The sequence below is a fragment of the Bacillus sp. NP157 genome (assembly GCA_018889975.1).
In the GTDB taxonomy this organism is placed as follows: Bacteria; Pseudomonadota; Gammaproteobacteria; order Xanthomonadales; family Rhodanobacteraceae; genus Luteibacter.
In genome coordinates this window covers 1,987,421-2,012,911 of the sequence record CP076546.1, presented here as the reverse complement: position 1 = coordinate 2,012,911, position 25,491 = coordinate 1,987,421, and the positions used below count along the sequence as shown (strand labels likewise).

The window sequence follows — 25,491 nt, the reverse complement described above, 5'->3', positions numbered from 1 at the left end:
CAATGACTGCCGCGGTTTTCGCAGCGGAGGCCCATCTCGCAGCCCGCACGGCCCTGAGACAGGGGATGCGCGCCCGCCAACCATGACCGGGCCACCCTGATCATTGCGGACACACCGTGAACGGGGACGTTCGGCATTTCCGACCTTCCAGATGCACCAGGCTATCGACCGCTCAAGGTACTGCGAAGGGCATCGCCGCGGCGGGCGACGCCGGTAGTGCGTCCGTGTCCTCGGATGGCAGCTATAACCAGAAAGCCAAACGGACAGCGTGTCTGGCCCGTCGACCGATTGGAGGCGACCATGTCCGCTCCCCCCTTGACGAAACCGCAAACCACGCCAGGCTGGAGATTTCCCCCAGGAACGATTGTCATGACGACCATGCCGCACGCCCTCCAGCAAACCACCGGAACGGGTGAGCCTGATGACACTACAGACCGTCTCATACGGCTCATGGCGGACCCGGATGTGAGTCTGCGGGACATGGTAGGTCAGATCATTGCCGGCGCCGATTTGCACAACGAATGCGGTGATTACGAATACGGTGACGGTGACTGGTTCGAGGGTCTCACAGCCATGTCGCTGGCCGTGCTTATCGATTCCGACCAGCACCAGGTGTTGCTGACCCCATTGTTGCTTGCCTTCGGGGGCGACATTCGCCAGGTCGATTCCAGGGGCCGCACGCTCCTCGCCTTCGCCAACGAAGGACCGGTCCACGCCTATCTCAAGGGCGAGGGCGCGCCGCAGGAGCAGTGGTACAACGAGGCCGCCGCGAGGGGGAAGATGTTGCGGCCCTTTACGACGTCAGTGCCGACGAGCCGCTCATTCCCGAGAGCGAGTGGGCAGCTTTGGTGCCCTCATGGCTCAGGGAAGAGATGGACGAACTCGGCTACTACAATCCGGATGTGGCAAGGAGCTGGCCCAAACACGATGACGGCCATCCGCTCATTGCGCAATTCTCTGCCGCCCGTCTCCTTGCCAACGCCGTCCTCATGCGCGACCCCGTGCGCATCACCCGCCTCCTTGCGCTCGGCGCGCAAGATGTTGACTACCGGCACGCCCACGATGTCGCACGCGGTGTGCGCAGCTATATCTTCATGGACGTGACGACGGTCGGCCTTGCGGTCCTCGCTGACGGAGAGGCGGGAGAGGTTGATGCATGGGGTGGGCACGAGGGAGAACCATGTGCATTGCCGCCTTTTTTCCAAGCAGTCGATTTTCTGGGTCCGCACGATGCCGCCGGCAACACATTGCTTCACATCGCCAAGGCGCCACGCATCGCCGAATGGCTCCTGCGCCGTGGTCTGCCCCTCGATGCGACCAACGACGAGGGCGAGACGCCACTCGATGTTGCTCCACCCGCGGTCAGGTCTGTCTTCGAACAGTGGATGCTTGAGGGTGCTGTCCCGCACGTGGATCATCGCGCCGTGCCGGACGGCACGCGTCGACGGCTGTAGTGCCGATTTGACATTCCGCCTTCTTGGATATGCACCGATGCACAACCAGCAGCAGCCGGGCGGGAGGTGTTGGCTTGATGCCTTGCCAAAGCACCGTTGCAGATGCACTTTTCCGCCCAGAAGTCAGGCGGACCTTATCCCGGGCAAATAAGAGCTTTGCCCCCGTGTCTTGCGCGACATTCTTTCGATGGACACGGGATGCGAGCGAGCAGTCACTGAAACGCCTCAACAGGGGGGCGTTTCGAACTCGAGCGCAGGATGGTCAACGGGGAGAGCTTCGGCGACCGGCCCACCGTCCGCAAATCCACTTGCATGTGCTCACCCGCTGCTGACCCGACCCTGTCGAGCCCGTCACAACGGTCGGCGCTCTATGGAGGCCCAACTGAAGGAGAGCGACCATGAGCGACGAAGCCAGAATGAGCGAGACAGGTGTCGTGGACCCGGGCAAGGAGCCCGGCCAGCGCGGTGGCGGCCAGCCGAACCAGCCCGACCGTGACCCGGCCCAGGTCCCCCCGGGCTCGGGCGGAGGCCCGGAAGAGGGTGACCCGGACCAGGTGGGTCAGCAGGACCCGGACAAGGGTCTCGACCGCTGACCCGAAGGCAGGCGCTCTCAGGAAGCTGGCGCCGTCCATCCAGAGAAGGCGGAAATGTGGGCGGGTGGACGCTTATTCCCAGCCTTCTCGGCCCGGTGACCTGCCGGTGAGCAATCGCTGGACTGCGACCGCATCGCTACCGACCTGGTGGACGGCTGCCAGGACGGTGGCCGGAGAGACGTGGAGGACCAGGGCCCAGAGGGCAAGGTCATGGGGGTCATCGGGGTTGATGCTTATCACGCGGTTGAGGTGATCTGTCACGGCGCTCGTCCGGTCTTCTGGATGAGCAAAATCTGCCGGCCCTCCCGTCAAGACATCATCGAAATCCGTTCAAGCGTATTGTGATGGATGTGAATCGACCGGCGGCGTCACACCACGGATAAGCCCGGCACCGGGGCGAGGTTTGCCCACTCTGATTCTGGGCGAAGGGTGATTTGGGCGCCTCCACCGTGAGCTGTAGGCTGGTGCCGACCGTCCAGCCGGACGTGATTGGGAGCAACCATGAAGGGGCCTGTGACCGTACGAGACCTGGGGCCATCTCGTGTGGCGCCTTTCGTCCGGCGGATGACGTTGGACCGGTGCGACAAGGGGGCCTACACCCCGGCCTTTGACGTTCAGGTCCCCAGTCGCGGTGCGATGGATGAGGCACTCGCGCTGCTCGATGGAAAGGTGCACACGCTGGCCGTGCTCGAAGGCGCAGGCGACCACTGGCCCAAGCTGACCATTGGCGGGCGGGAGGGCGCCTACGTTGTGATGTATGCGCGCAGCGGGGCTGACGCGGGGTGGTGGGACCTTCACAGCGATGGCAGCGCCGAGGAATTCGTCACGCTCGTCATAGGCGGTCAGGACGGGGACTATCCGTCGGACCTGCTCAACAGCCGGGCGGCGATGCGCCGCGCTGCCAGCCATTTTTTTGAAACCGGCGAAATGGACCCATCGCTGGTCTGGCGGAAGGCGTCGCCGTGATGGCAGGGACGGGGATTATTCCATCCGATACCGGTGGGATTGCCGCTGCCGCCTTCGGCCCGTAGGAGCGTGATTCTGCCCCCAAATACGGCGCGGCCACCACGTAGGCCCATGACCCCTATTCACGCGGACCGTCGATTGACCTTGTACAATCGTACGATGACTGGGCACACCTGCAGTTTTACTGTCGAGTCAGCCGCCGACGGCCGTTTTCGTGGCAGGTTCGAAGTTTTCGATCGGACTGGCCGGGAGGTCGCCATCGGTGACGACCCCGAGGTCACGACACGCAGCAGCAGGCGTGGGTCAGAATTCGCCGCACGGCCCACCAAACGGTCGCCGGGTTTGGCCAGGTCTTCAGCTGCGCTTTGAGGTTAGGGGTAAACAGCCGCCATTTGCCGTCTTCGCCCTCGATGCTCAGGGATGCCCCTCCGTCCGTCCCGTCGAACCGGGCGGCGAGCTTCGCTGCGAAACGCACGGCTGCGTGGCGGGCATCGAGGTGGTAGCACCGGCCATAGGGCTGGGTGACAGCCAGGTCTCACCCGGCGTGCGTAGGGGAATGTCAAAGACAAGCATCGGGAGACAGGGTGACCGGAGAGCCTCACCGTACCTGTCTGCGCCGACTGGCAGGTCAGGGCAGTCCACACCATTGTGAGGGGCTGTCCGTCTTAGGATGCCTCTCCAGGGAAGGGCGATGATGGGCGTGAGTTGGCAGAAGCGGGCATGGGCGGTGGTCCTGGCCTTGTGGGGCATCGGGGTCATGTGCGTGGCGCCCAGCCGTCGGCACGCGCTCGCAATGGGGGCGTTCCTCCTCATCGCCTGGCTCGAAGCGTGTGTGCCCCGGGCGCTGCTGTTCCAGCCCGTCCGGAAAACGGTCGAAGGCTACCGGCGGGGCACCTACCCGGTGCGCTCGACGCGTGACACGCTCGTGGCCATGGGCAGCTTTGCCTTGATGATTGCCGCCATTCTCGTTCCGGATTGACCAAAAAAAGGGCGCCCGGAGGCGCCCGCATCGTCCGTGATGGGTTCAAGTTGTCATTTGCCCTTGCGGGCGTTGTCGGCGGCCTTACCGACCTCTTTCTGGACCTTGCCGGCGTTCTTTTCGACGTTGCCTGCGGCTTCCTTGGCGGCATTACCCGTGACCTTGCCGGCGGCTTCCTTCACGGCGCCCTTGACTTCGTGCTTAGTGCCTTCGGTGCGGTTCTTGTCCATGGTTCAGCCCTCGGTGGTTGGTGCGCGGACTGTGCGCGGCGGCGCGTGGGGGAGGTCGTGCAGCCGGCGTGGAGGGCTTGTTCACCCAAAGCTTCGATTGACCATCGGCAGGCGCTCAGCGGAGGTGGGTCATCAATCATCATCATTCTCCAGCCCGTCTCCAGGACGTCTTGTGACTCCCAGCCGCAACTGGCAACCCATAGGCTGGTTTCTCTTATGGCTCGTCGTGTTGAACGCGCCTTTGAACGTTGTCGCACAGGGGTGTCTGAGCAGCGCACTCCGCAAATGAACCCCGAACTTCCCAACCTCTCGGCAGCATGGGGTCAGCTGTGGCGCTCGGTTGAGGGTCGAGCAGAGATTGATTGACGGAAAACTACTTAGGCCGCATGGCGGATGGCTGTCGGTGTTCGCATCCTCCAGGCTAGGGTACCGGGGCGGGAGAAGACCATGTCCGATACTGCCGGCGCTCCGATGGCTCCTTTGCCTGTCGCGGCGTACTTGCGCATGTCAACCGACATGCAGGTCTACTCCATCCTCAACCAGTCCATGGCCATTGCCGCCTACGCGGAAGCCCACGGCATGCGCGTCATTCGCGCGTACCGTGATGACGGGAGGAGCGGGCTGACGATTGAGAACCGGCCCGGCTTGCTGGCCTTGATGCAAGACATCGCGCAGGGGACTCCGGATTTCAACACGGTGCTTGTGCTTGATGTCTCGCGGTGGGGGCGCTTCCAGAATGCGGACGAAGCGGCGTATTACGAATTCTTGTGTTGGCGGGCGGGTGTAAAAGTCTGTTACGTCGCCGAGCTTTTCGAGAATGACGGCAGTCCCTTTGCGATGATAGTGAAGGGCCTCAAGAGAGCCATGGCAGCGGAGTACAGCCGGGAACTGTCGGGCAAGACGGTCGTCGCACACCGCCAACTGGCGTCCCGTGGTTTCCATCAGGGCGCGAGTGCCGGCTATGGATTGCGCCGGCTTCTTGTCGACCAATCCGGAAAAAGACGTCAGATACTCGAGCGCGGCGAGCGGAAGGGCACGCAGACTGACCGTATCATCCTCGTGCCGGGGCCCATGAAGGAACGGCGAACGGTTCAATGGATGTTCGAACAAGTCATCGCCGGGAAGACCTTCACCTGCATTGCCCGCGAGCTCAACGCATGGGGCAGTGTCACTCACCTCGGCAAGCCCTGGACGTACGGCCGGGTGCGTGACGTGATCACGTCCGAGCGCTACACGGGTACGCTGGTGTACGGTCGCGACGCCAAGCGCCTGGGAGGGCCCCTCGCACATCAGCCCGAAGGCACATGGGTCCGTGCCGACGGCGCCATCGACCCCATCGTCTCCAGGGAGGTTTTTGACGCGGCACAGCTGGCCCACAAGGCGCAAAACCAGCGGATATCGACTGAGAGCATTGTCCAGCGGACACGACGAATCCTGGAGCGCGAGGGGAAACTGTCGATTGACCTCATCAACGCCGACCCGTGTCTTCCCGACAGCCACTCGGTCGCACGTCGCTTCGGTGGCCTGACCCCGCTCTATCGGATGCTCGGATTTGTCCAGCCACGAAATCCTGATGTTGCAGCCGCCCGCGCGCTCATCACCTCCTGGCGCCAATCGTTGACGGGATTCGTTGTTGACTGGCTGCAGGAGGAGGGCTCAACGGTTGACCGCACCGGGTGGGTGCTTCGCATCGATGATGCATGGACCTTGTCGTTCAACGTGGTCCGCGCCGTGGGACGAGGGCGCACGCAGTATTTCAACCACAGGCCGGTGGAAGACACCGACATCGTCGCCTTTGCCCGGACGCGGTTCGAAGACCCTGCGCCGCACGATTACCTCGTGTTGCCCCGTGTCCTTTTTCCCGTCTGGCCCCGAGCCTTTTTTGCGCGGAACGGGCCTCTCATCGACGGGTGCACTTTCCCTTCGCTTGCCGTCCTCGGTGACCTCGCACGACTGTCTCGCCTGGAATCGATGCGATGTGGGTAAGCCGGAGCGAACGGGTCTGGCGCCGGCGTGCGGAAGCCACAGGGCTCCTGGCGGCGGCCCGCGCGGCCGAGGCACGCTTCGCGGCCTTTGACCGCGCCGTGTGCCTTCTTCTTGATGACCCCGAGGGCAGGCGGCAACTGGCCCGCCTTGGCATCACGTCACGCTGGTGCGCCCGCTCGACGCGAATGGGCAAGACGGGCGCGGACGGCCTTTCTGTCCTCGAGGGTATTGTCCTGGCGGGTGTCTGCAGCAGTCTTCTCGATGATGCCCCGCTGGTGCGCTGGATGTCGCAGGCCCGGGCCGATGCCCTGCAGGCGTTGCATGCCGTGGCATCGTGTGCAGGTTCGGGGGATTGAAGCAGTGCGCCGTCATCCCGGTTGCCCTTTGTGACCGTCGCATGCAGGCGACCCGCAGTGATTGATGCCGTGAACCAGCCGAGCCACGAGCCGACGCCATACCCTGACGACACACTCGGACGCTTCTGGCTGGCAGGCGACGACCCGGCCGGTGCGCTTGCTGGCCACATCCACGTCGACGAAGGAGGGGCGACCGTACAACTCGAAGGCAGTCTGGGGGGCCGGTATGGAATCCAGGACGCGGTCGTGTTTGGCCGTACGCCGACGGGAGAGCGCCTGACTCTGTACAACGCGTTCACGACATCAAGCCGCCTCTCGGCTGAGGGCGCGTCGTCGTCGGTCATCGAATCGACCATGGCCGTATATGGCCTGCACGCAGTGGATCTCGTTGCCCGTGCCGTGGCGTTCCGCCTGCCGTACTGCGCCCAGTGGTTCCGTGAGGACACCTTCGTCGTCGAATGGAGCGGGGACGCGTCTACGGTGGTGCGCTTTGACGACGTTCGCGAATGGACCTATGGGCTCCAGGGCGGCTTTTCGCTCACCCGTCGTTACAACGCCGTCGTACCCGAGGGCAACTGGGGGTCGGAGCGGCTGGTGATTGACCGGCCCATGTCATTTTTCCTTGCCGCGCCCGGGGATGCAGCCGTGCCGTTCGATGTGCTGTGGGAGCAGATGCGACGCGTCCAGCGCTTCTTCGAGTTCGCCTCCCGCAACCACATGCCGCCCACCCACATTGCCATCCGTCCGGATGGGGGTGGCACCGGGCAACGCCATGTGCGGGTCTTCGTGCGCTTTGGCGGCACGGCCCGCAAGGTGGCGTCCTTCGACGACCAGTTGCCCGTCTACCCTGAGCTTCCTGCAGACCTTCCATTATTGCTGATGGCGTGGGGGGCCTTGTTTGACGAAGCACCCGACGTGCCCGCACGGTACTTTGCGGCGTTCGACCGCGATGGGCAGGATGCCGAGCTGCATTTCCTGTGGAACGCGGTCGCCGTGGAGGAGCTCCACAAGGTGCGAACCGGGGACCGCAAGCGACCGGACTTCCTTGGCCGACTCACCGAGACCGCAGGCCGCTGGGCGCCGTTGACGGGTCAGGCACCGCCGGACGACGTGCTGCGACAGATGAAGGACACCCGCCACTACCATGCGCACGGCGCAGGCGACCTGCGGGAGAAAGCGGCGAAGGACTGGGTGCTGCTTCGCCATGGCTATTACCTTGAGACGCTCGCGACACTGGAGATGCTCCATCGCCTGGGTCTGGGGACGGACGAGGTCATTGATGTTGCCAGGCGACGCTATTGGCTGCGGGGCAATCTTGCGCTAGAGCGGTTTCCGACGGGTCCCGGAAGCTGACACTGGGGGCAGGCCGGGATGGACGGCCGTCGGTCGGGCCCCCAAAAAATCCAGAGCACGTCTTAGCGTACTGCGTACGCAAGCGCCGGGCTGCGCCCGCCGGGTCGGTGCATGAGGTCCAGTGCACCTGAAACGACACGCCGTTGAACAGTTGCCAATCTGCAATTCTGGGATAAACATCAAAAAAAGCTCATGTTGAGGGGTCTTTTTTCCTTTTCGCCGAACAGCCGTCATTCGTTTCGAGGTCGTCCGCGATTGGTCGCGTTACACCCAGGACCGTTCCGAAAAATAATTCTCCAGCACCCCCTTGACGCCACCAATATTCGAAGTATGCATATATGAGATGCGGGCGGGTGTGTGTCGCACCCAACTGCCAACCGGCCAGGACGGCCATCAACAACAACAAGGAAGTTTCCAATGGCAGAGCACGCACGCCCGCATCTCCATACTCATAACCGTGACCGCAAACATTCTGCGGTCGCCGCTGCTGCATACCGGCTTGGCATCCGGTTGTTCGACGAGCAGACAGACACCTGGCACGACTACTCCAAACGCGCAGGCACTCAGGTTGTCTTCGGCGAGACGATTGGTCCGCATGGCGTGCCCCCCTGGCTGCTCGACCCCGCAACCCTGTGGAACGCCGTCGAACGGGCTGAAAGGCGGGTCGATGCGCAGATTTGTCGGGACTACCGGATTCCCATCCCCCTCGGGCTCGACGAGAAAGCGGCGATTGCCATGAGCCGCTCGATGGCCGGGTATCTTGTGGAGCGTTTCAATGTTCCGGTCTGCATCGCCGTCCACCGCGACAACACCGTCGACCTCGATGGCAAAGCCAAGCCTGGGGACAAAATCGGGTTCCATGCGCATCTCCTTTTTCCGACTCGGGAACTTGTGAGGGAAGACGGCGGGGCGGGGGAGACGTGGGCGTTCGGTCGAAAGCTCAATGAGCTCGCGAACAGTCGCATGTCGTCTCCCATTGTCGACGCGATGAATGAGAAATGGTCGAGGCTTGCGAACAAGCATCTGGCTGAAGCCGGGCTGCCAGAAACCTGTGAGTCAAAGAGCTACAAACGTCTTGGCCTCGACAAAGTTCCCAAGCCTGCCCGAGCGCGGAAATTCGGTGAGAAGAACCAGTGGTACAAGCCGTCCCGCGCGACCCGGGAGGCGATGGCCAACGCTTCCCAGCCCTTGGTCACGGCCGACGACGTGCTGAGCCGTCTGCAGCATCGGCGGGCGGCGCAGGGTGTCAAGTCAGCGACGAACCGGCTTGCCCGTGCCAAACGCCGGGCGGGTCAGCCGGTGCACGGGAAGGCACCGTTGCTCAACCATGCCCGCATGGTCGGCGGACGGACGCTCCGCATCGACTCGCACTTGCGCCTTGCGGAACTCATGCGAAACGCCGGGCCCGTCCCGACCAATGATGCCGAGCAGGCGGCGCTGGAGCGCAGCATGTTTCTCGCGGACCTTCTTGAGAGCCTGTTGCTCTCCATGGAGCGGGCCCGCCAGCAGCAGAGCGACTTCGCGATGCAGATGCACCGGAAGCGCCTCGCCCTTGAAGACGCGAAAGTCCGTCAAGGCGCAGTCGACCGCGAGCTCCGGCGCGCCGAAGCGGCGCTCGAGCGATGGCTGGTCAACCATCCGCTCCGCGCCCGATACAGGATGGCAACAGACGAGCACCGCATCCTCGTTGACGCCAGGAACCGTGCGGCCAAACACGTCGAGCGCATGCACAGCGCCGTCATCACGTTGATTGAGGAGATGTCAGACATCGCAGGCGAGAAAGGCAAGAAGCACACCAGCGACAACCGGGTCGCAGCCCGCATCATCGAGACGATGTCCGGCTACAAGCCGGAATTCCGGACCGTCGCCGAAGCACTCCGCCTGCACCTGACCACCGAGCAGAACGCCGATATCAGTGACGCTGCGCACAAGCTCGGTGTCACCGACGCGGAAACGGTGTCGCTCAACCGCAGCGAAGCACCGTTTTCCAAGGGAAAGCGACTTTGAGACCACTGGCCATGGAGGGCCAACCAATGACACACGACGTTGAACTTGAACTGCACAACCGCCCCAATGACGGCACGGCTGTGGCCCTCGTCGCGCGCCGCCTGCAAATCTGCTTGTTCGAAGTGCGAACGGGCCGCGTCCACGACCATGCGCTCGGCTATCAGCCCGACTCGTCTCTCACTGTCGCGCCACCGGGTTCCCTGGCGTGGGCGTCCCACGCGGAACAGGTCTGGAACAAATTCGAGTGGGCCGAGCGCCACGGTGCTGCACCCATCCTGTTCGAACTGCGAACGCCGGTGCCACACGCCCTCAGCAAGGTGGAGGTTCACGATTTCGCCCGGAGTCTCGCCGGCTTCGTCGCCCGTGACCTCGGCGTCCCGGTCACCCTGGCCCTCATCGATGGCAATGCCCCCTGGCCGATGCGGGATTCCGCAGGCCACCAGGTGCGCTTGTGCTTTCCCACCCGCATGCTCGCACTCAACGACCAGTCCAATGCCATCCTGGACCGTTCCGGCGAGCCATCGGGCTTTGCCTCGCGCCTGTCCATGGTTGGCAACCCGCATCTCGCAAAGATGTTCACGCAACGCGTCACCGAGGAAGTCGGCCGGCTCCGGCGTGGCCTTCCCACGAACGGGTCCACACAACCGCCGGCCACGCGCGGGTCAGCGCGGAGTGCGTCACTGGCAGCCGACGGGCACGACCTGTTTGCGGACCTTATTGACCTCTCGGTTCCGAGGACCGCGCCAACCGAGAATCCCGAAACGCATCCCTTGCTTGCGCGCCTCAGACGGGAAGCCCCTCGTGGCATGACCCTTCCCGATTTGCGTGACTTTGAAATCGCCATGGGCTTCGCCCGGACCGTCGAAGAAATCCTCGGTGATGTCATCAGTCATGAAAAGGTCGACAAGAGTCTGCGTGACAAGCTGGCCCGGACGACAACGGCCATGCTCGACCACATGCACCACCTCGATCGTGCCCGCGACTACCGGTCCCAAACCAAACGCGAGCTCGAGGAACTGCAGGCACGGAAGGGCAGCCTGATGACGCTCCTTCGGGGCCGCATGGAGCTCGCCTCCCTCGCCCGGGAGCGGAAGGCCGTCGAGCTCCGCCGCGCCCGCGAACACGTCGAGGAACTCAAAGCCGCCATTGGCCGCCTGCGCTCACAGGAGCGGCGCTTGAAGGCGGACTGTGCCGTTTCATCCGGCGTGCTCAAGACGGCAAGGCTCGAGCTCCAGGGTGCCGTCAGGGGATTGCATGGGGCCGACCCGAGACTGCTGACGCACATGGTGGCCATCTGCTCCGGGCCCGAGCGTGACTGCATGCGGGCGGCCGTGGCCAGCGTCGTGCCTACGCCTGCGGTACCGGAGGGCGGGGAGGCGACTGACGAGGGTGGACACACCGGCCCGCCGGTGAAGGTGTCGCGCGCGGCGAAACCGAGGTAGCGCTCAAGCACCGCCGGCGTTGGCGAATGCATCGAGCCTGGCGCCTGCGACCGCTCTTGCAACGTCCATCGCGTCAAACGGAGATGACAGAACCCGGCAGCGCTCAGGCAGGCCGTCGTGCCCGTGGTCGGCGCGATCGCAAAGACAAAGCAGGCCGATCGTCGGGTACAGCGCGCCCACCCACGCTGCAAATGGCAATCCATCCTCGTCCGCCAGCTCCCCGCACCGGCAAACGAGAATCCGGACCGCGACGCTGGCAGCAAGCACCCGGCGGGCAACCCTGGGCGTTGGCGCGTTGAGGACGCCAAACCCGAGGCCGGACAACACCATGTCGAGCGCGGCTCCGGTCCGCTCGGGCAGCGCGACAACAAGGATGACAGGGCGCGGGGTCTCTGCAGGGTCGGGCATCTTCGGAGTCTAGCGCCATTGCATGACGTGCCGTGACGGGCCCTCACGCCAGCCGCACATGGCCTTGAAGAGACTGCGGGCAACCCGGTCGATTCGCTCCCCCCGATCACCGGGCCCGCCGCCATCCGCCGCGAGGCCATGGCGGCTTTTTTTGCCCACCATCCGGAGCCGCGTCTTGTCTGCTGTCCGTATCTACGTCATGTATCCCGCAACCACGGCCGGCACGCGGACGTGGCACGTCTCGGTCGACGGAAAAGACGGTGAATCGTTCACGGATGGTCTGCTCGCGCTGCAGGCCGCCTGCGACCGGGCCCGCGTCATGGAAGAAATGGGTGATGAGGTGACGGTGCTGCAGGAAGACGCCGCTGGCGCGTGGCACATCGCCCGGGAGTAGGACGCTACGGGTGGCCTGATTTAAGGCGGGCCGTCAGCATCGCGAACGCCCGCGCGTATCCGGCAGCAGGCAGGACGCCCGACGGACCGAGGCAACGGGAAACCTCGCGCGCCGCCCGCCAGACGCCAAGGCACGACGCATCTGCTGCGAGGACGCGGATACAGTGAATCCTGAAACGGGCTTCGTCAAAATCATGCTCCAGAGCAGCTCGCCCAAGCGCGACCGCTTCGCACAGCATGCGGACAAAGCGCAGGGGCAGGGTTATCCGGGCACCGGGTCTATCGCGCTCCATGCCCATCCCGCTGGTCAGCCGTCAGACTCGACCGCAAGGCAGAGCCGGAGCATCGCCCGGCCGACGCCGGGTTTGGGAGAGCTGTGGTCCGCGGGCAGGAAACCGAGGACATCGAGCGCCGCGCGAGCAACGTCATCGAGACCAAGCTCGGCTGCGTCCGAGCAAAGAACGTGCGCGCGGAACCGGGCCTCTTCATAGTCGCTGTCGAGCATCGCCTGGCCAATCGCTGACGCTTCAAGCGCAAGGTGTGCTCGCTTGAGGATGCTGGTTTCGTCAACGTGGGCCATGGGGTGAGGCTAGGCCGTGGCGCGTGACGAAACCATCAGCCAAGCGGCGTAGGCCGGAGTCAGTACGTCGACCGCCGTGCGGGTTCGAGCCGCAACACACCCTTCTCCTGGAGTTTCTGGATGGCCGACATCTCGCTGGCTGACAGCGAAAAGGTCACAGGCGGGTTCGGCATGGGGTAGTCAACATCGATGGTACGGCCCTTGCCTTGGTGAACATTGCCGGCAAAGACGCGGAGGACGGGCTGGGGAATGCCCTCACTGCTGTCCATGCCGTACACGAAACCCGAAGGCAAAAACGCAACGTACGCGTACTGCTCAAGGGTGCGGCCCGTGTCGCATTCGACCACAGGCGTCTCCGGCAAGTGGCGCCGGGCGGCGGCGGCAATGGCCTTTTTTTGCGCATTGAGCGCACGGTAGTGGCCTTCGATGTCCGGCGCGAGGTGCTTGGTACGGTGGTTCAGCCAGCGGAGAAGGGGGCCTGCATTGTTCGCACCAACCCAGACGTCAACGCTGTCCCGGACCGAGATTTGGTCGTAGTCGTTGAACTCCGTGCGGGCATACGCCAAGGGCAGCTTGAAAGACGCAATGCGCACATCGGTGCCCGTGCCCCGCCAGGTCAGCGTGCCGAGCGGCATGCGGCGCACACCCGTCCTGTCACCTTGGGTGATGACGAGTTCGCCAGCGGCCTCGTCAATGAACAACTGGTTGCGCCCGTCAGAATATCGCGCCTTCCGGACCGTCGACGCGCGGTAAATGGCGCGTGCGAGGTAGAGGAAGACAATGAAGCCAGCAGCGATGCCAACGGCAAGGATGATGTAAGAGAAAGACGACATGGATAGCTCCGAATCAGGGTCGTATTCGCCCCCGCCGCACACGCCGCTCATGCAATGCAGTCTGCACGTCAGCGCGGGAAAGCGGGCAGGGCATCGGGCTCAACCTTTGTTGCCCGCGGTGTCATAGCCGGCAATCCACATCCGGTAGTCCATCCCGCCCCCGCTGATGCCGTAGCGGAACCCGGTGATCATGATGAGGCGGACGACGACTTCCTTTTGCGCGACATCAAGCGCGGTCGGGATATCGCGCATGAAGAGCATCGTGGGCGGGTTCGGCCCTTCAGTCGGCATCGCACCGGTGGTCTTGACCGGCGGGAGTGCCTGCGCGCCCTCGGCCAGGCGCGACTCCTGAAAGTTCGGGTTTGCGTAACCCGTCTCGCCCAGCGAGTTCGTCACTTTCACCGGTGCCGAGCGACAGATCTGGAACCGCTCATCATGGTGGGAGGTCGCGTCGGACCAGACCCGGGCGCGTGCGGTCCAGCAATCCTGGTGCACGCCGTACTCTTCAAAGGTGATCGCAACGCGGGGCCACGCAAGGTGCCCCATCGAGGCCTCTCCCGACTGGGCTTGCGGGAAGAGTCCGACGAGTTGCGACGCGCCAGGCGTCAGCGGGCGGAACGCGTCGCCACGGCCCGACCCGGGATTGCTGATCTCTTGGCCAATCCGGTGTCCGGTGTCTTTGACCGCACCCCCGACCTTCTGCCAAAACGACGGCTTCGCGGTGGTGCTCGCCGGGGTGGGGGCGTCCTGGGCGACACCCATGGCGGGCAGGAGGAAGAGGGCGAGAAGCAGCGCTTTCATGAGGTGGACCCCTGTTTGGGGCGTCATGCCCCGGTCGGCCGTGATCCTACGATCAAATCGGCGTACTAAAGTGAAAATGGGCTAAACCGTTTTGGGTTGAACACTGACGGGATGCCAGACCGTCCGTCCAGCCCGCGTTCGCCCCATCGTCCCGAGAACGTCCTCTTGGCAAGGATGCTGCTCGACGCGCGGCTCGCCGCTGGGCTGACCCAACTGGAAGCCTCAGCTGGCCTCGGTGTCGCCCAGACCCTGATCTCGAAAATTGAGGTGGGTGAGCGGAAGATTGAGCTCGTCGTTGTGCGGGACCTATGCCGCATCTACGGTGTCGACTTCCTCGATTTCGTGGGTGAGTACGACGCAGCCGCACGAAAGGGCCGGGTCACCCCGGCATCGCGGCTGGTCCGGAAAGACAAGGGCTCGCGCCGGCCGTAGGGCGTGAGGGCCGGAGGACGGTCGTGCGACACATTGCCCTCCAGTCCGTGGCGCCGTCACCGGTCTTGCGCGGCCAACTGTCACCTTGACCGTACCTCGGTGCGTCTGAGGATGGGTCCCCGCGCCACGGCGCTCATCCAGGACTCGTCATGCCCAAGGGGCAATCGCACCACGCAGCCGACCAAGAAGTATTCCTCGACCTGCTCAAAGAAACCCGCACCATAGCGAAACTGACCCAGACCGCTTTGGCAAGGCTCGCCGGCGTCTCGCAACCGTACGTCAGTCAGGTCGAGGCAGGGAAAATCCGGCTCGACACGCTCCATCTCCGCAACTGGCTGCATGCCTGCGGGTCGAATCTGGGGCGATTCGGGAGAGCGCTGGAAAAGCGGTTGGCGCCGCGTTGATGTCCGCTCGTGGTTGGCCGCATGGGCAATGCGACGGCGACGCGATGCCGGGCGCCCAGGATGCTCAAGGCATCATCCCTTCCGCGATCTTTAGCGGTGCAGCCGCGAGACTGTGGTCGTCGACGGCTGTGTCGATGTGCCACATCGGACCGCACACCACGATTCGACCCGAGAGCAGCCCGGACAAGGGCGACCCGAAGAAGAAGGGGGTCTCACCGACCATCGGGCCCTCGGCCCAGAGCACCTCGACTTGGCTGTCCGCCGATGAACACCGAAGCAGTGATGAGCCTTCCAGTGATACATGGTTGAGGACAGAAAGGGCAGGCGGCAGGGACGGCCAGACGCGTCGTGCACAACTGGTTCGCCGTTGCATTTCGGTTTCGACGCGGGAGCGACTGATTTCACCACCTTCATCGTCCAGCAGCTCGCGCAGGGTGTCCATCAGGTCGCGCCGGTCGATGTCGCGCCGTGGCCGCAGTCGCTGACGCAAGACGCGTTCGATATGCGCGAGCGATGCGTTGTCCTCGATGCCCTCGCTGGCCCATGTGGACTCGATGGTCCGGCAGAGGGACTCATGCTCGGAACCGGCCCCGGATTCTCCGGGAAAAGGTCCTGCGCGATGTGCCACCCGTCCGAACTTGTAGACGGCTCGCGAACGCTGGTGTTGCCGGAATGTCTGTCGCAAGACCTGTTCGACCAATTCTGCAGCACGGGAGCTGATTCCCGGCACATTGACCCCCGCCATGCGCCGGAATTCGGCCGAGATCGCCTCTTCGTGCATTTGCTCAAACGTTGAGGCCAGCTTGTGCGGATCCACGGGCCTTCGCGTGTCCGACAGCCGGTGAAGGAAGTGGGCCAATGATCCGAGCGCACGCTTGACCATGACCTGCTCGCGGCCGAGGCCCGGGATGTTGACAAGGACGCGTGACTCGCTCCATGAGGCAAATGCGTGCATGTTGCCAAAGTCCAGGCACTGGCCTCCCAGGGTGACATTCGACGTGAAGTAGCCACCGACACTCAAACGGTTGACCTGGGCGAAGGCAAGCTGACGTGCGACCAGGCTGAGATGATCCATCAGGGCAGCGTTTGCGTCGCCTCCATGTGGCTTGAGCCACGCGCGCACCATTTCCCGGCAGCGCAAGGCGTCGTCGGGATGGTTGACTGCACCAGGGACGATCGCGCGGGTGAACATCGGCGCGCGCTCGACGTGGGCGGCACGGTGTACTGCGGGCCGGACGAGCAGGCCACGGCGTACATGACCCGTGCGCCGCTCAAAGTCCGGGGCGGTCATCCCGGTATCAAGGACCGCAACTACTGGCACGACGCCGCCCGGAAACTCCTGCGCCGCCACTTCGGAGTAGAGGGCCTCCCGAATGCCTTCTTCCAGCGGCATGGCACCCGATGCGTAGTCGTCAGGGGCCGCCGCGCTGGTCAGGGGGGTGATGCCGATGCCTTTGACCTGGAACCGCCCGATGGTCGCGACCCGCCCACTGCCGCCGTGGGGGTTCATGCCGGTCGAGCTCCCATAACGGTCTGCATCAACCCATCGTACGTCGCGGCCCTCGGGCTGCTCGCCTTCAACGACGCTGGCCACCGCAAATGAGTCGAGCACCCACCGTTCGAACGCGGCCAGCACGGCCGCGTCCCAAGGATTGAGTCCTTGCTGTGCGAGCCATCGCCGGTTGGTCCAGACCACCCGCGCTTGAGGGAGATGTCTGGCTTTGAAGGGGACCATCAGGTGGGGAGCATCGACGCTGATGTCGGGGATGCGCTCACCGAAATGGGCATCAAACGACACAAGGTGTTCATTCATGGTCAGCGCACTTTCCAGGTCGAAACACGCTTCACGCGCCCCTCGTCATCGCGGCGAAGGGAGCGTGCACTGGAAACATGGGGGAAGAGCGTCCTGGCAGTCCTGAGGCAGGCGCCCACATCACCGTTGAGCACAACGAAGTCCAGGACCCAAAGGCGCTCGCCTTCGTTCCATTCGCTCAGGTGCAGGAGGACCTCTGGGTCCTCAATCAGGCGTTGCTCAGCCTCCGCTGTCAGCCATGCCCAGGTCATGTAGCCAATCATCTGGCCGTTGAGGTCGGTGAAGAAATGGACCTGGCCAAGGTAAGCGGCGGGCTCGAGCCACAACGTGATGCTCGCCACCGGATACCGGCAATACGTGTCATTGCGCATCATGGCGTAGACGAATTTGCCGAGTGCTTCGAAGTGCTCTTGCATAGGGGGAGTGGGGTGCGCAGGATGCCTGCGCACCCGTTAGGTCAGTTGCAGGGTTGGGGGCGCTCGGACATCACCGGGGAGTCCTGGAAGTAGGCGTTGAACGTCGACTGTGCCCAGGCATTTGCGTCCGCTTCAACCTTCAGTGGAAGCGGGCGTTGTGGGTCGACGGCGACCGCATCGAGCACCTTTGCGTAGTCGCCGGTCGCACCGAGGCGGGCAAGGCGGTTCATGCGGTAGATTTGCACGGGGTCCGCATTGGTCAGGGTGGCAAGCAGTCCCTCACTGTGGGCCAGCACCGACTGGGACGTCATCAGCACAGCGACGATTCGCCAGTCACCTCGCTTGAGAGCCGCATCCGCATAGGCTGCTGCCTCGTCCCTGTAGGCGACCTCCTCGGCTTTGCTGAAAGGCCGGCCGAGATGGAAATTCGATTGCACGTAACACAGCTGCGCATCGACGTCGCCCGCCCGCGCTGCAGCAACCGTCTGCTCATAAAACGCGGCCTCTGCTTCCTGCTGGGTCATGCCGGCGCAGCTACCTAGAGATTGCTGGGAAGCTGCGATGCGCGCAGGAAAGCTCTCGACACGGGCACGGCATTTGGCCTGTGCCTCAGGATATGCGTCGAGCTTGTCACACGCCTCAATCTGCTGACGCTGCTGCGCCACGTCACGCAGGGTCGAGGCGCACAGCTTGTCCGATTGGAAGCGAGCCAGCAATTGTGCCTTGGCCTCGGCGGGTGTCGACGAACCAGATGACTGCGACTCGCCACGGGTCGGCTTCAGCGGGTTGACGCCGGCGGAGGGCGTCGCTGCCACGGGCGCCGACTGGCCGGATTCTTCTGCCTGTATCGGGGCAGACCCGGCATAGACAAGAATCACCGCGGTGGCGAGGGCACAGGCGCCCAGCGACCCGAGCAATACCTTCGATTTTCGTTGCATGGCGCTCATGTGCGAGGTCCCGTGTGATGAAGGGCGGCCTGGAACTGGCGACGGGTGAAAAAAGGGTTGGTAAACATCTCAGAGCGGCCCTCCGCATCGTGCACCGTTGTCGGCGGCAAACGCGGCCCAAGCGGCCTGCGCATCGGCCTCCGCCTGACCTTCATCCGCAACACCGAAGGCGTGGCTCTCTTCGTGGGCGACGGTATCGAAGATGGCCTGGAAAGTCCCGTAATTGGACGTTCCCCAGCCTTGCTCGTAAATCGTAATGGTAGTGCCATGGGTGACACCAGCGACACCCACCCAGTGGTCACCTGAGTTCGGTCCGGTTGTCTGGGGGCCACTCAGGTGGATGTTCGAACCTGGTAGCATCCAGGTATAGAACTGCTTGTACGTGATGGGGTAGGCCGGATTGACGCCGTACTTCCCGTAAAGCGAGACGCAAGACTGGATGCGCGCCTGCACTTCCACGGAAGGCAGTGGCGTCGTCGCGTACCGGACGACCCCGTCCCATCCAATCGACGAGAGCATGTTCCCGTTCGGAAGGATGTAGTACTCCGGGACCGCGCCCGACACGGACGTCGGGCTGTAGAACCCTTCCACGAACACAGTCTCCAACGGGTAGTTGCAAATTTGCCCCGTCATCTCACATCCATCGTCGGCATGGGCGGAGCCGACCATGAGGGTACCCACCAAAACGGCAACCTCAGCTGCCTTTATCCGTCGCATCGCTTTTTCTCCCAGCAAGCGAACTGTGCAGATTTGGCGTCGCCCCCTGTGTCACCGCTTTACCAGCGATGCCGGCGCCCGCTTTGCCGCGCGACCTGTAAATGGAGGTGGCAACGGCGCGTGCAGGCTATCGGCACACCGTAAGTTTTCTTGTAGGGTTTTTCTTACATCGACCGTAGGAAAATGCCTACCGACTGTTACGCATGGATTACTGGATTCTCCACGCGTGGCAGCCTTGTTTCATACGTGTCGCCGGTCACAGATGCACTCATTGGTCGCATCATTTTTCCGACGCCCACGTCTTGCCTGCGCAGGATTCGCCCGCAACAATTCGCGCATAGCCACGGCAGGCGACTGATTCGGTGAGACAGAAAATGATTCGCGAAGTCGTCCTGGCCCCGCTGTCGCGTGCAGACGTCTTGAGGCGTATTTCGGGTGATTGCGCAGACCTCCACGCTGCGCTTGGCGCCTTCCGTTCGCGGTTTGGAGAAGCGCGGATTTGGAACGTCCATACGACCGAGTCGGGAGGTGGAGTGGCTGAATTGCTCAGATCGAACATCCCGTTGCTCAGAGGACTGGGCGTGGACGCGCGCTGGATCGTCTTTGCCGGATCCGACGCGTTCTTCCGGGTGGTCAAACGTCTTTACCACGCAGCCTATGGTTTGCCCGGGGACGGTTCGCCGCTCGGTGAAGCGCAACTCATGCTGTTTGGTGAAACGGCGATTGCTGGAATGCCAGAGCTGGGTGCAAGGGTTCGCCGCGGGGATGTCGTGATACTCCACGACCCCCAATCGCTCGGGTTCGCGCCCCTGCTTCGCCGGCTGGGGGTGCATGTCGTCTGGCGGATGCACCTGGGAACGGCTGCGACCAACGAATTTACCAATGAGGCGCGGTTTTTTTTGGAACACTGGACGGGCGCACTCGATGCCGCGATTTTCCTGCACAGGGACTATGTCGGGGCCTGGGGCCTGCATTGCCCTGCGTCAGCCGTCGCACCCTCCATTGATCCATGGAGTCCGAAGAACCGCCCACTCGGTGCGGAAACCGCGCAAAAATTGCTCGGATCGCTCGGGCTTGCGCCGGGCAGCGCACGCGGCGAACTGACCCGGTCGTCGCACCGGAACACATCGTGCAGGCCCTACATCCTGCAGGTGGGCCGTTGGGACGAGGCAAAGCAGCCAATGCAGCTCGTCGACGAGTACCTGGCACTTTGTCAGACGGCCGGGTGTGACGACCTGACCTTGGTCCTCGCCGGTCCGTCGCCCGACGCGGTGGCGGATGACATCGAAGGACGCGGAGTGCTCGACCGGGTAAAGGCAACGCTCAACGCGCTCCCGGACCGGTTCCGCACGCGCATCCGCGCGATGGACCTGTCCATGGCAGATTCTGAGGCCAACGCCCGCATGGTCAATGTCCTGCAGGCGAACGCACGCGTGGTGGTCCAAAACAGCAGTGCCGAGGGGTTTGGGCTGACCATCACCGAAGCGATGTGGAAATCACGGCCAGTCGTAGTGCGCAACGTCGGTGGCCTCGCCCACCAGGTCGAGGACGGGGTCAACGGGCGGGTGGTCGACGCGTGTCAACCCGGCGCAATCGCTGGGGCCGTCTCCGAAGTCTTGTGGTCACCCCAGGTGGCACACCGGCTCGGCCGTCAAGCAAGGGAGCGCGTGAAGCACTCGTATTTGCAAGGGACGCACATGGCGAGATTCTTTCGAGCGCTGTGCGCAGGGTTGCAGGGGGAAGACCCGGTTTGCGCGGAGGATTCGGAGGGGTTCCGGGACATTCCTGGGTGACCTGCAAAAAAAAACCGCACCCCGGAGGGTGCGGTCACGTTGGCGGGGCTCATGCGGCTTTCTTCGGCTTTCTGGTCGTGGGGAACACCGCATCGAGTCTTGCCTTCCTTGTCTGTTCGGCATACGCGATCCGGAAATACCGCTCGTACCGGGCCGGGTCATGGGGCGTCATTTTCACATCCGGAAACCGGATCCGGTGCAGATGCTGATGCTTTTCCCGCAGGTCGAGTTCCTGCGTGTAGGTCCTCCGCAGCAGGGAGTTCCCCCAGTCGTGCCCGAGCAGCGCCATGATGTGCTCGTCGCGCAGCTCGGACCGGTCGGCCAGCGTCGCGAACGTGTGTCGCAGACTGTGGAAGGTTTTCTTCTTCGATGCAATCCCGCAGTGCTTGCGGATGTAGGTCGTAAACCACGAGGCCAGCCGCCGGCCGACCCCGCCCTTGCTCGGTTTGAGATCCGGAAACAGCCGGAGAACCCCGGCGTTGCGGGCCTGGGCGACATACTCGAGGAAACCCGCCTTGATGAGCGCATTGTGGACAGGCGTCCTGCGCCGGGAGGCCTTGTTCTTGACCCGTTTGCCGGTTTTCTTGTCCGGGGCGATGTCGATGCACCAGATGCCGTCGATTTTCCGGACGTCGTCGGTCAGGAGCTGGGCGATTTCCAGCTGGCGCATGCCCGCAAAAAGCGCAAGGCGAAGCGCCCACGTCTGCCACGGCGCGCCGAACTTCGCTTCCCGCTTCGGGTCGAACATCACCGCGATGTCGGCAGGGTCAAACCAGTCTCGCTGGCCACCGAAGTCCTTGCCCGGATGGAACAGCTGGACGCCGAGCAGCAAACCCGGTCGCACCTCGTTTCTTGACTCGAGCCAGATGAAGAACGTGCGGAGCACGGTCACCAGCCGCTGCTGGCTGTTGAGCTGCCGGACTTCGGCACCGAGCTGCCCGGCCTTCCGGACCATGTCCGGAATGCTCAGGTCCCGGTATTCCGCCTTCGTTGCAAAGTTCTTGGGCATGCTGGCAATCGCGTCAAGGACGTTGTCCATGTCGTTGACCGAAATCTTCCCCGTCGGCTTGTCGCCGACGACCTCAAGAAGCACGCGGAAGGCCGCCTCGTGCTCCTTGACGTATCCGTACGTGAGCTCCTTGGCTTCGATGAACTGCAAGTAGCGCTCCGTCCGCGAAGACAGGAGTGCGTGTCCGTCGGACGGCTCGTCCCACGCAAAGTCGGTGGCAAGCTTGAAGTGCCGGTTGGTGCGCCGCGCCGCCGGATAACCGTGGAGCGCGTGGAGGGTCTGGGGTGCCGAAACGACGTCCTGTCTGGACATCCGGATGCCGAGCCGGTCAAGGCATGCGTCAACGGCTTCCCTGACCCGGGTCTCAAACGGGTCTTCACCAAGGTCGGCATGGCCCGGAGGGGAAACGCCAGGGGGGTGGGGCGCGTCCGGTGCATCCGAAGGCGCCTTGGGAATCGACGCGGCAATGGCGAGGATGTCGTCGTTGCTGAGTGAGGTGCGGACAAAACGCTTGATGCCGTCTTTGACGATGGGGACGCGGCGCGGCGTGCCGGCACTCGAGTCCGTGCTGTGCAGGATGTCGTCTTGGGCCTGTTGGGCGATGGGATGGAGCGGGGAGGTGGGGGTGGCGCGGGGCGTCTCCCCGATGATTTGCTGTCCACCTCGAACGTGGGGTGAGCCGCGGCGTTGCTGGGTCATGGTGAATCTCCGACTGGGAAGGGAACCTGCGGGGCAGGCATGGGGGGTGTCACCCTTTCATCAAAACGGGGATTTGGCGGCCGTCAAGGGGGTGTTTTCGCATCCGGCGTTTGACGACAAAAAGTAACGCGGGGCTGGAATGCAGAAGGCGGCGCACGGTGAAAAAAACGACTCCATGCGATCAACGGGTTAGGTCAGTTTTTGGAGATCTTCGATGCGGGATCAAACTTTTTTTGATCCCTTACAGCCGCGGGCGGGCTGCAGGGACTGATCCGCTCGCCATTCGGTTCTCGAGCCACAGTGCTTCGCCTTTTTCCAGGAGACGCCTCAGGGCATCGAGGTAGATGCGGGGGCGCGCGGGGTCGAACCGCGCGCAGACCTCGTCGTCCTGCGCCCACTCCGGCAATGCGTCATCGACGTTGACGCCTGTCCATGGATGGCCAAACGTGCAAAGCCGCCCGCCGCCGTTTTTGTGGATGCGTTGCTCGGCACTCGTCCAGGGAAAGGTCGCGCCAATGGGTTTTCGTGCGGGCAACGCCTCGACATCCACCCACTGTTCGACGGCGGCGCGGGACCCTTCCGAGCCGAAGCAGTCGAGCATGAGGCGATGGCAGCAGGCCGCATGGAGACGGAAGGTCGGCAGCAACGCCCTGTAGGCCTCTTCGAGTGCGGCAATCGTCGGAAAGGTCTTGCCGCCGGGAAGGGCGTAGGGGCGCCCGTCGAACGTCAGCCGGTACGCGGCCGTGGGACCCGACGCCGTGTGGGTCAGGATGCCTTCGAGCTGCAGGTCGAGGTTGGCAAAGTAGTCGGCGGTTTCCGCTTCGCGGTAGGTCCAGTCCATGGTCGTGTTCCGGGACCTCCAACCTGGCATGGATCGCGTTTCTGTCAAGGCAGGTTGAGGCAGGAAAAAATGGGCCCGTTCCTCATGCGCGCTGGAAGGCCGGAGGTCCTTTCTTGCCGCTTTTGTCCCGGCAGACCGGCCTATCCGGTTGGCTGGATGGTTTTGCTTCTCTCCGGGCGCGATGCTGGTGTGCATGCATCTGGAGGGACGACCATGAAGGGCACACCCGCGTTTGTCCGCGCCACCGTGTCGGTTGCGTGCGCCTTGATGATGACAACCCCGGCATCGCCGGCCGACGCCGGGGAGACATCAATGGCGCAGACGGCGCGCGCGGCCGCCGCCGCATACTTTCACCAGCACCTTCCCACGGCGCAAGGTCAGTTCAGGAACTGCGTCGGGGTGCAGCCGCCCAACCCTGGCTACGAGAACCGCGGTGTGCTCCGTTGTGACGACTCGAGGCTGGGGTTGCCCGCGGTCATCTACCTGCTCAATCCGTCCGCCGACAACCTCGCCGACCGCGTGGGTCATGCATGCGAAGCGGTCGGGCTCGCAGGAAGCCCCGGCTGCGGTGAACGGCTTGCAAAGCACATCATTGGACAGAACGGCGGACAGTTCCCCGTCGCAGGCCAGGTCATCGAGACGGGGGCGGAGATGCACAAGGGGGGGACAATATTCCGAAGTATGAGGAGTTCCGCGATGGCGTCACCGTCAAGACGAGTGTCGGGCTCACCGGGTCGCGTGCGCCGGCGAGCACCGAAGACCTCCAGCGTTCCGTGACCGCGCCGGTCATTGCTGTCTACACCTACGGCAGGATTGCGGGCGGCAGCGCGGACGATTACCGGGCGTCGGGCAAGGCACTCCAGGCGGGCCATGTCTTGTCGTCCGGCGTCACGGACGCGTGGCTCGTCACGGTGAGGGAAAACGAGAAAACCGCCCAGGAGACCGGCGAGGATGCGCTTCTGACCGGTGTGGCACGCCGGCTCTATAGCCGCGAAGGCCATTGAGGACGACGCAGGGGCCGTCGGTCAGGCCGGATTGCCGTCAGCTGCCTTTCGGCGCAATGATGACCCTGATCTTGATGTTCGACGCAAGCGCCTCGAGGTCGCGTTCGAGCCCGACCGGATTGCCGACCCTTCCTTCGGGGTCATAGACAAAGCAGATGAGCGCCCGGCAATCGGGGTGGGCCTGATACCGTGCGGCGTCGGTGATGAGCTGTTCGCCGATGTCTCGCTCGCTCATCGACTTTCGCGTCTTCTTGAGCTCAACAATGATTCCCTCTTCCTTCAACAAGAAGTCCACTCGCGACGATCCTCCCGCATAGCTGGGTGTCCATTCCTCGGGGCGCACGTCGTCGAAATGGAGTTTGAGCAGCGCATGGAAGAGGTCCTGCGCGTCATACTCATCGTCGACCTCCAAGGTCGGGCGGTCGGCGTGGCGAACACGGAGCTGGCGGGCAACGTAGTGGAAGCGCAGGCAGATGAGTTCCACGAGGGAGAATGGATCAGGTCTTGGGAGATCGCCGTCCGTTTCGTCGGAAGCTGCCGAACCGAATTCCCGTATCTCGTCGATGATGGACAAAAGCACCGCCCGTGCGGTCTCAAGACCGCCGACGTAGGCTTCATGGTACGCGCTGTCCGGCATTCCCGAAAAAACGACGCCGAGGCTGTAACGGATGTTGGCGAAGTCGGTTCGGTGACGTCCTTCGGTCCCGAAGATACGTTCGAGTGCAACTTCGGTATCCCGTTTCCATTTGATAAACGCTGCACCTCCCATGCGCAGCCGCACCAGGCCGTCAATCTCGTCGACCTTTGACTGGAGGATGGCGATCGCGCGGGCGCTTTCCATTAGGGAGATTCCTGGCTGGTTTTCAACGTTGCGTGGCTACAGCGCTTGGAAAGATACGGTGGCAGCAGTCTGAGCGCCATGCGACAAGGCGGGCCATGCATTCCGGGGAGAGGCCATGCACGCCGAATGCCTGACCGACGGTTTGCTGCTGCACAGATCCGTCCATGCCCCTGAGGCTCCAGCAGTTCGCCCCA

Annotated in this window: 28 protein-coding genes; 15 read left to right on the top strand and 13 right to left on the bottom strand. The window is 63.6% G+C overall.

What is annotated here, in order from left to right:
• Positions 1-872: 872 nt before the first annotated feature.
• Both KPL74_09065 and KPL74_09060 read left to right on the top strand, forming a co-directional pair.
• Positions 873-1,454, top strand: coding sequence for an ankyrin repeat domain-containing protein (locus tag KPL74_09065; protein ID QWT22144.1), 582 nt, complete (start codon positions 873-875; stop codon positions 1,452-1,454).
• Positions 1,455-1,870: 416 nt separating this feature from the next.
• On the top strand, positions 1,871-2,047 hold the full coding sequence (locus KPL74_09060; protein QWT22143.1) for a hypothetical protein: 177 nt from the start codon (positions 1,871-1,873) through the stop codon (positions 2,045-2,047).
• Between the two features lie 72 nt (positions 2,048-2,119).
• Here the strand turns inward: KPL74_09060 and KPL74_09055 are convergent, their stop codons facing one another.
• A complete protein-coding gene (locus KPL74_09055; protein ID QWT22142.1) occupies positions 2,120-2,308 on the bottom strand; it encodes a DUF3606 domain-containing protein in 189 nt (62 codons plus the stop codon).
• A 375-nt stretch (positions 2,309-2,683) separates the two neighbouring features.
• Here KPL74_09055 and KPL74_09050 point away from each other — a divergent pair, with 375 nt between their 5' ends.
• The gene (locus KPL74_09050) at positions 2,684-3,013 is read left to right on the top strand and encodes a hypothetical protein (protein ID QWT22141.1); all 330 of its coding nucleotides are present in this window, start codon (positions 2,684-2,686) and stop codon (positions 3,011-3,013) included.
• A 691-nt stretch (positions 3,014-3,704) separates the two neighbouring features.
• Complete coding sequence (locus KPL74_09045) at positions 3,705-3,992, top strand: hypothetical protein (GenBank protein QWT22140.1); 288 nt, start codon at positions 3,705-3,707, stop codon at positions 3,990-3,992.
• A gap of 53 nt (positions 3,993-4,045) precedes the next feature.
• On the opposite strand, the gene KPL74_09040 is transcribed toward KPL74_09045, so the two are convergent.
• The gene (locus KPL74_09040; protein ID QWT22139.1) at positions 4,046-4,222 is read right to left on the bottom strand and encodes a CsbD family protein; all 177 of its coding nucleotides are present in this window, start codon (positions 4,220-4,222) and stop codon (positions 4,046-4,048) included.
• 447 nt (positions 4,223-4,669) lie between these two features.
• On the opposite strand from KPL74_09040, the gene KPL74_09035 reads away from it, so the two are divergent.
• From KPL74_09035 to KPL74_09015, 5 genes are all read left to right on the top strand, one after another.
• Positions 4,670-6,208: a recombinase family protein gene (locus tag KPL74_09035; GenBank protein QWT22138.1), complete on the top strand. Its 1,539-nt coding sequence runs from the start codon at positions 4,670-4,672 to the stop codon at positions 6,206-6,208.
• The gene (locus KPL74_09030; protein ID QWT22137.1) at positions 6,199-6,564 is read left to right on the top strand and encodes a hypothetical protein; all 366 of its coding nucleotides are present in this window, start codon (positions 6,199-6,201) and stop codon (positions 6,562-6,564) included. Before KPL74_09035 ends, KPL74_09030 begins: the two co-directional genes overlap by 10 nt.
• A 57-nt stretch (positions 6,565-6,621) precedes the next feature.
• Positions 6,622-7,917 carry a hypothetical protein gene (locus KPL74_09025; protein ID QWT22136.1) on the top strand — a complete coding sequence of 432 codons (1,296 nt, stop codon included), beginning with the start codon at positions 6,622-6,624 and terminating at the stop codon, positions 7,915-7,917.
• Between the two features lie 417 nt (positions 7,918-8,334).
• Positions 8,335-9,924 (top strand): MobA/MobL family protein, encoded by a 1,590-nt coding sequence (locus tag KPL74_09020; protein ID QWT22135.1) that lies wholly within the window; start codon positions 8,335-8,337, stop codon positions 9,922-9,924.
• Positions 9,925-9,950: 26 nt separating this feature from the next.
• The gene (locus KPL74_09015) at positions 9,951-11,366 is read left to right on the top strand and encodes a hypothetical protein (GenBank protein ID QWT22134.1); all 1,416 of its coding nucleotides are present in this window, start codon (positions 9,951-9,953) and stop codon (positions 11,364-11,366) included.
• Between the two features lie 3 nt (positions 11,367-11,369).
• Here the strand turns inward: KPL74_09015 and KPL74_09010 are convergent, their stop codons facing one another.
• Entirely contained in the window at positions 11,370-11,774 is a 405-nt protein-coding gene (locus KPL74_09010; protein QWT22133.1) for a hypothetical protein, read from the bottom strand.
• 175 nt (positions 11,775-11,949) lie between these two features.
• Here KPL74_09010 and KPL74_09005 point away from each other — a divergent pair, with 175 nt between their 5' ends.
• Entirely contained in the window at positions 11,950-12,168 is a 219-nt protein-coding gene (locus KPL74_09005; protein ID QWT22132.1) for a hypothetical protein, read from the top strand.
• A gap of 306 nt (positions 12,169-12,474) precedes the next feature.
• Here the strand turns inward: KPL74_09005 and KPL74_09000 are convergent, their stop codons facing one another.
• The 3 genes from KPL74_09000 to KPL74_08990 all read right to left on the bottom strand — a co-directional run bounded on the left by KPL74_09000 (position 12,475) and on the right by KPL74_08990 (position 14,381).
• On the bottom strand, positions 12,475-12,747 hold the full coding sequence (locus KPL74_09000; GenBank protein ID QWT22131.1) for a hypothetical protein: 273 nt from the start codon (positions 12,745-12,747) through the stop codon (positions 12,475-12,477).
• Positions 12,748-12,806: 59 nt separating this feature from the next.
• Positions 12,807-13,580: a hypothetical protein gene (locus KPL74_08995; GenBank protein QWT22130.1), complete on the bottom strand. Its 774-nt coding sequence runs from the start codon at positions 13,578-13,580 to the stop codon at positions 12,807-12,809.
• A 99-nt stretch (positions 13,581-13,679) separates the two neighbouring features.
• Positions 13,680-14,381 carry a hypothetical protein gene (locus KPL74_08990; GenBank protein ID QWT22129.1) on the bottom strand — a complete coding sequence of 234 codons (702 nt, stop codon included), beginning with the start codon at positions 14,379-14,381 and terminating at the stop codon, positions 13,680-13,682.
• 165 nt (positions 14,382-14,546) lie between these two features.
• On the opposite strand from KPL74_08990, the gene KPL74_08985 reads away from it, so the two are divergent.
• Both KPL74_08985 and KPL74_08980 read left to right on the top strand, forming a co-directional pair.
• Entirely contained in the window at positions 14,547-14,813 is a 267-nt protein-coding gene (locus tag KPL74_08985; protein QWT22128.1) for a helix-turn-helix domain-containing protein, read from the top strand.
• 149 nt (positions 14,814-14,962) lie between these two features.
• On the top strand, positions 14,963-15,217 hold the full coding sequence (locus KPL74_08980) for a helix-turn-helix domain-containing protein (protein ID QWT22127.1): 255 nt from the start codon (positions 14,963-14,965) through the stop codon (positions 15,215-15,217).
• A gap of 64 nt (positions 15,218-15,281) precedes the next feature.
• Here KPL74_08980 and KPL74_08975 read toward each other — a convergent pair whose 3' ends face one another.
• The 4 genes from KPL74_08975 to KPL74_08960 all read right to left on the bottom strand — a co-directional run bounded on the left by KPL74_08975 (position 15,282) and on the right by KPL74_08960 (position 19,062).
• Positions 15,282-17,030 (bottom strand): hypothetical protein, encoded by a 1,749-nt coding sequence (locus KPL74_08975; GenBank protein ID QWT22126.1) that lies wholly within the window; start codon positions 17,028-17,030, stop codon positions 15,282-15,284.
• 2 nt (positions 17,031-17,032) lie between these two features.
• Positions 17,033-17,446 carry a toxin-activating lysine-acyltransferase gene (locus tag KPL74_08970; GenBank protein ID QWT22125.1) on the bottom strand — a complete coding sequence of 138 codons (414 nt, stop codon included), beginning with the start codon at positions 17,444-17,446 and terminating at the stop codon, positions 17,033-17,035.
• A 41-nt stretch (positions 17,447-17,487) separates the two neighbouring features.
• On the bottom strand, positions 17,488-18,393 hold the full coding sequence (locus KPL74_08965; protein QWT22124.1) for a hypothetical protein: 906 nt from the start codon (positions 18,391-18,393) through the stop codon (positions 17,488-17,490).
• Between the two features lie 69 nt (positions 18,394-18,462).
• On the bottom strand, positions 18,463-19,062 hold the full coding sequence (locus KPL74_08960) for a hypothetical protein (protein ID QWT22123.1): 600 nt from the start codon (positions 19,060-19,062) through the stop codon (positions 18,463-18,465).
• A 581-nt stretch (positions 19,063-19,643) separates the two neighbouring features.
• Between KPL74_08960 and KPL74_08955 the strand changes: the two genes are divergently transcribed.
• Positions 19,644-20,903: a glycosyltransferase gene (locus KPL74_08955; protein ID QWT22122.1), complete on the top strand. Its 1,260-nt coding sequence runs from the start codon at positions 19,644-19,646 to the stop codon at positions 20,901-20,903.
• Positions 20,904-20,952: 49 nt separating this feature from the next.
• Here the strand turns inward: KPL74_08955 and KPL74_08950 are convergent, their stop codons facing one another.
• Together KPL74_08950 and KPL74_08945 are read right to left on the bottom strand one after the other, a co-directional pair.
• A complete protein-coding gene (locus KPL74_08950; protein ID QWT22121.1) occupies positions 20,953-22,611 on the bottom strand; it encodes a site-specific integrase in 1,659 nt (552 codons plus the stop codon).
• 241 nt (positions 22,612-22,852) lie between these two features.
• Positions 22,853-23,452 (bottom strand): hypothetical protein, encoded by a 600-nt coding sequence (locus KPL74_08945; GenBank protein QWT22120.1) that lies wholly within the window; start codon positions 23,450-23,452, stop codon positions 22,853-22,855.
• Positions 23,453-23,665: 213 nt separating this feature from the next.
• Here KPL74_08945 and KPL74_08940 point away from each other — a divergent pair, with 213 nt between their 5' ends.
• Entirely contained in the window at positions 23,666-24,229 is a 564-nt protein-coding gene (locus tag KPL74_08940) for a hypothetical protein (protein QWT22119.1), read from the top strand.
• Positions 24,226-24,456 (top strand): hypothetical protein, encoded by a 231-nt coding sequence (locus KPL74_08935; GenBank protein QWT22118.1) that lies wholly within the window; start codon positions 24,226-24,228, stop codon positions 24,454-24,456. The genes KPL74_08940 and KPL74_08935 overlap by 4 nt, the downstream gene beginning before the upstream one ends.
• A gap of 37 nt (positions 24,457-24,493) precedes the next feature.
• Here the strand turns inward: KPL74_08935 and KPL74_08930 are convergent, their stop codons facing one another.
• The gene (locus KPL74_08930) at positions 24,494-25,297 is read right to left on the bottom strand and encodes a hypothetical protein (GenBank protein QWT22117.1); all 804 of its coding nucleotides are present in this window, start codon (positions 25,295-25,297) and stop codon (positions 24,494-24,496) included.
• Positions 25,298-25,491: the final 194 nt, after the last annotated feature.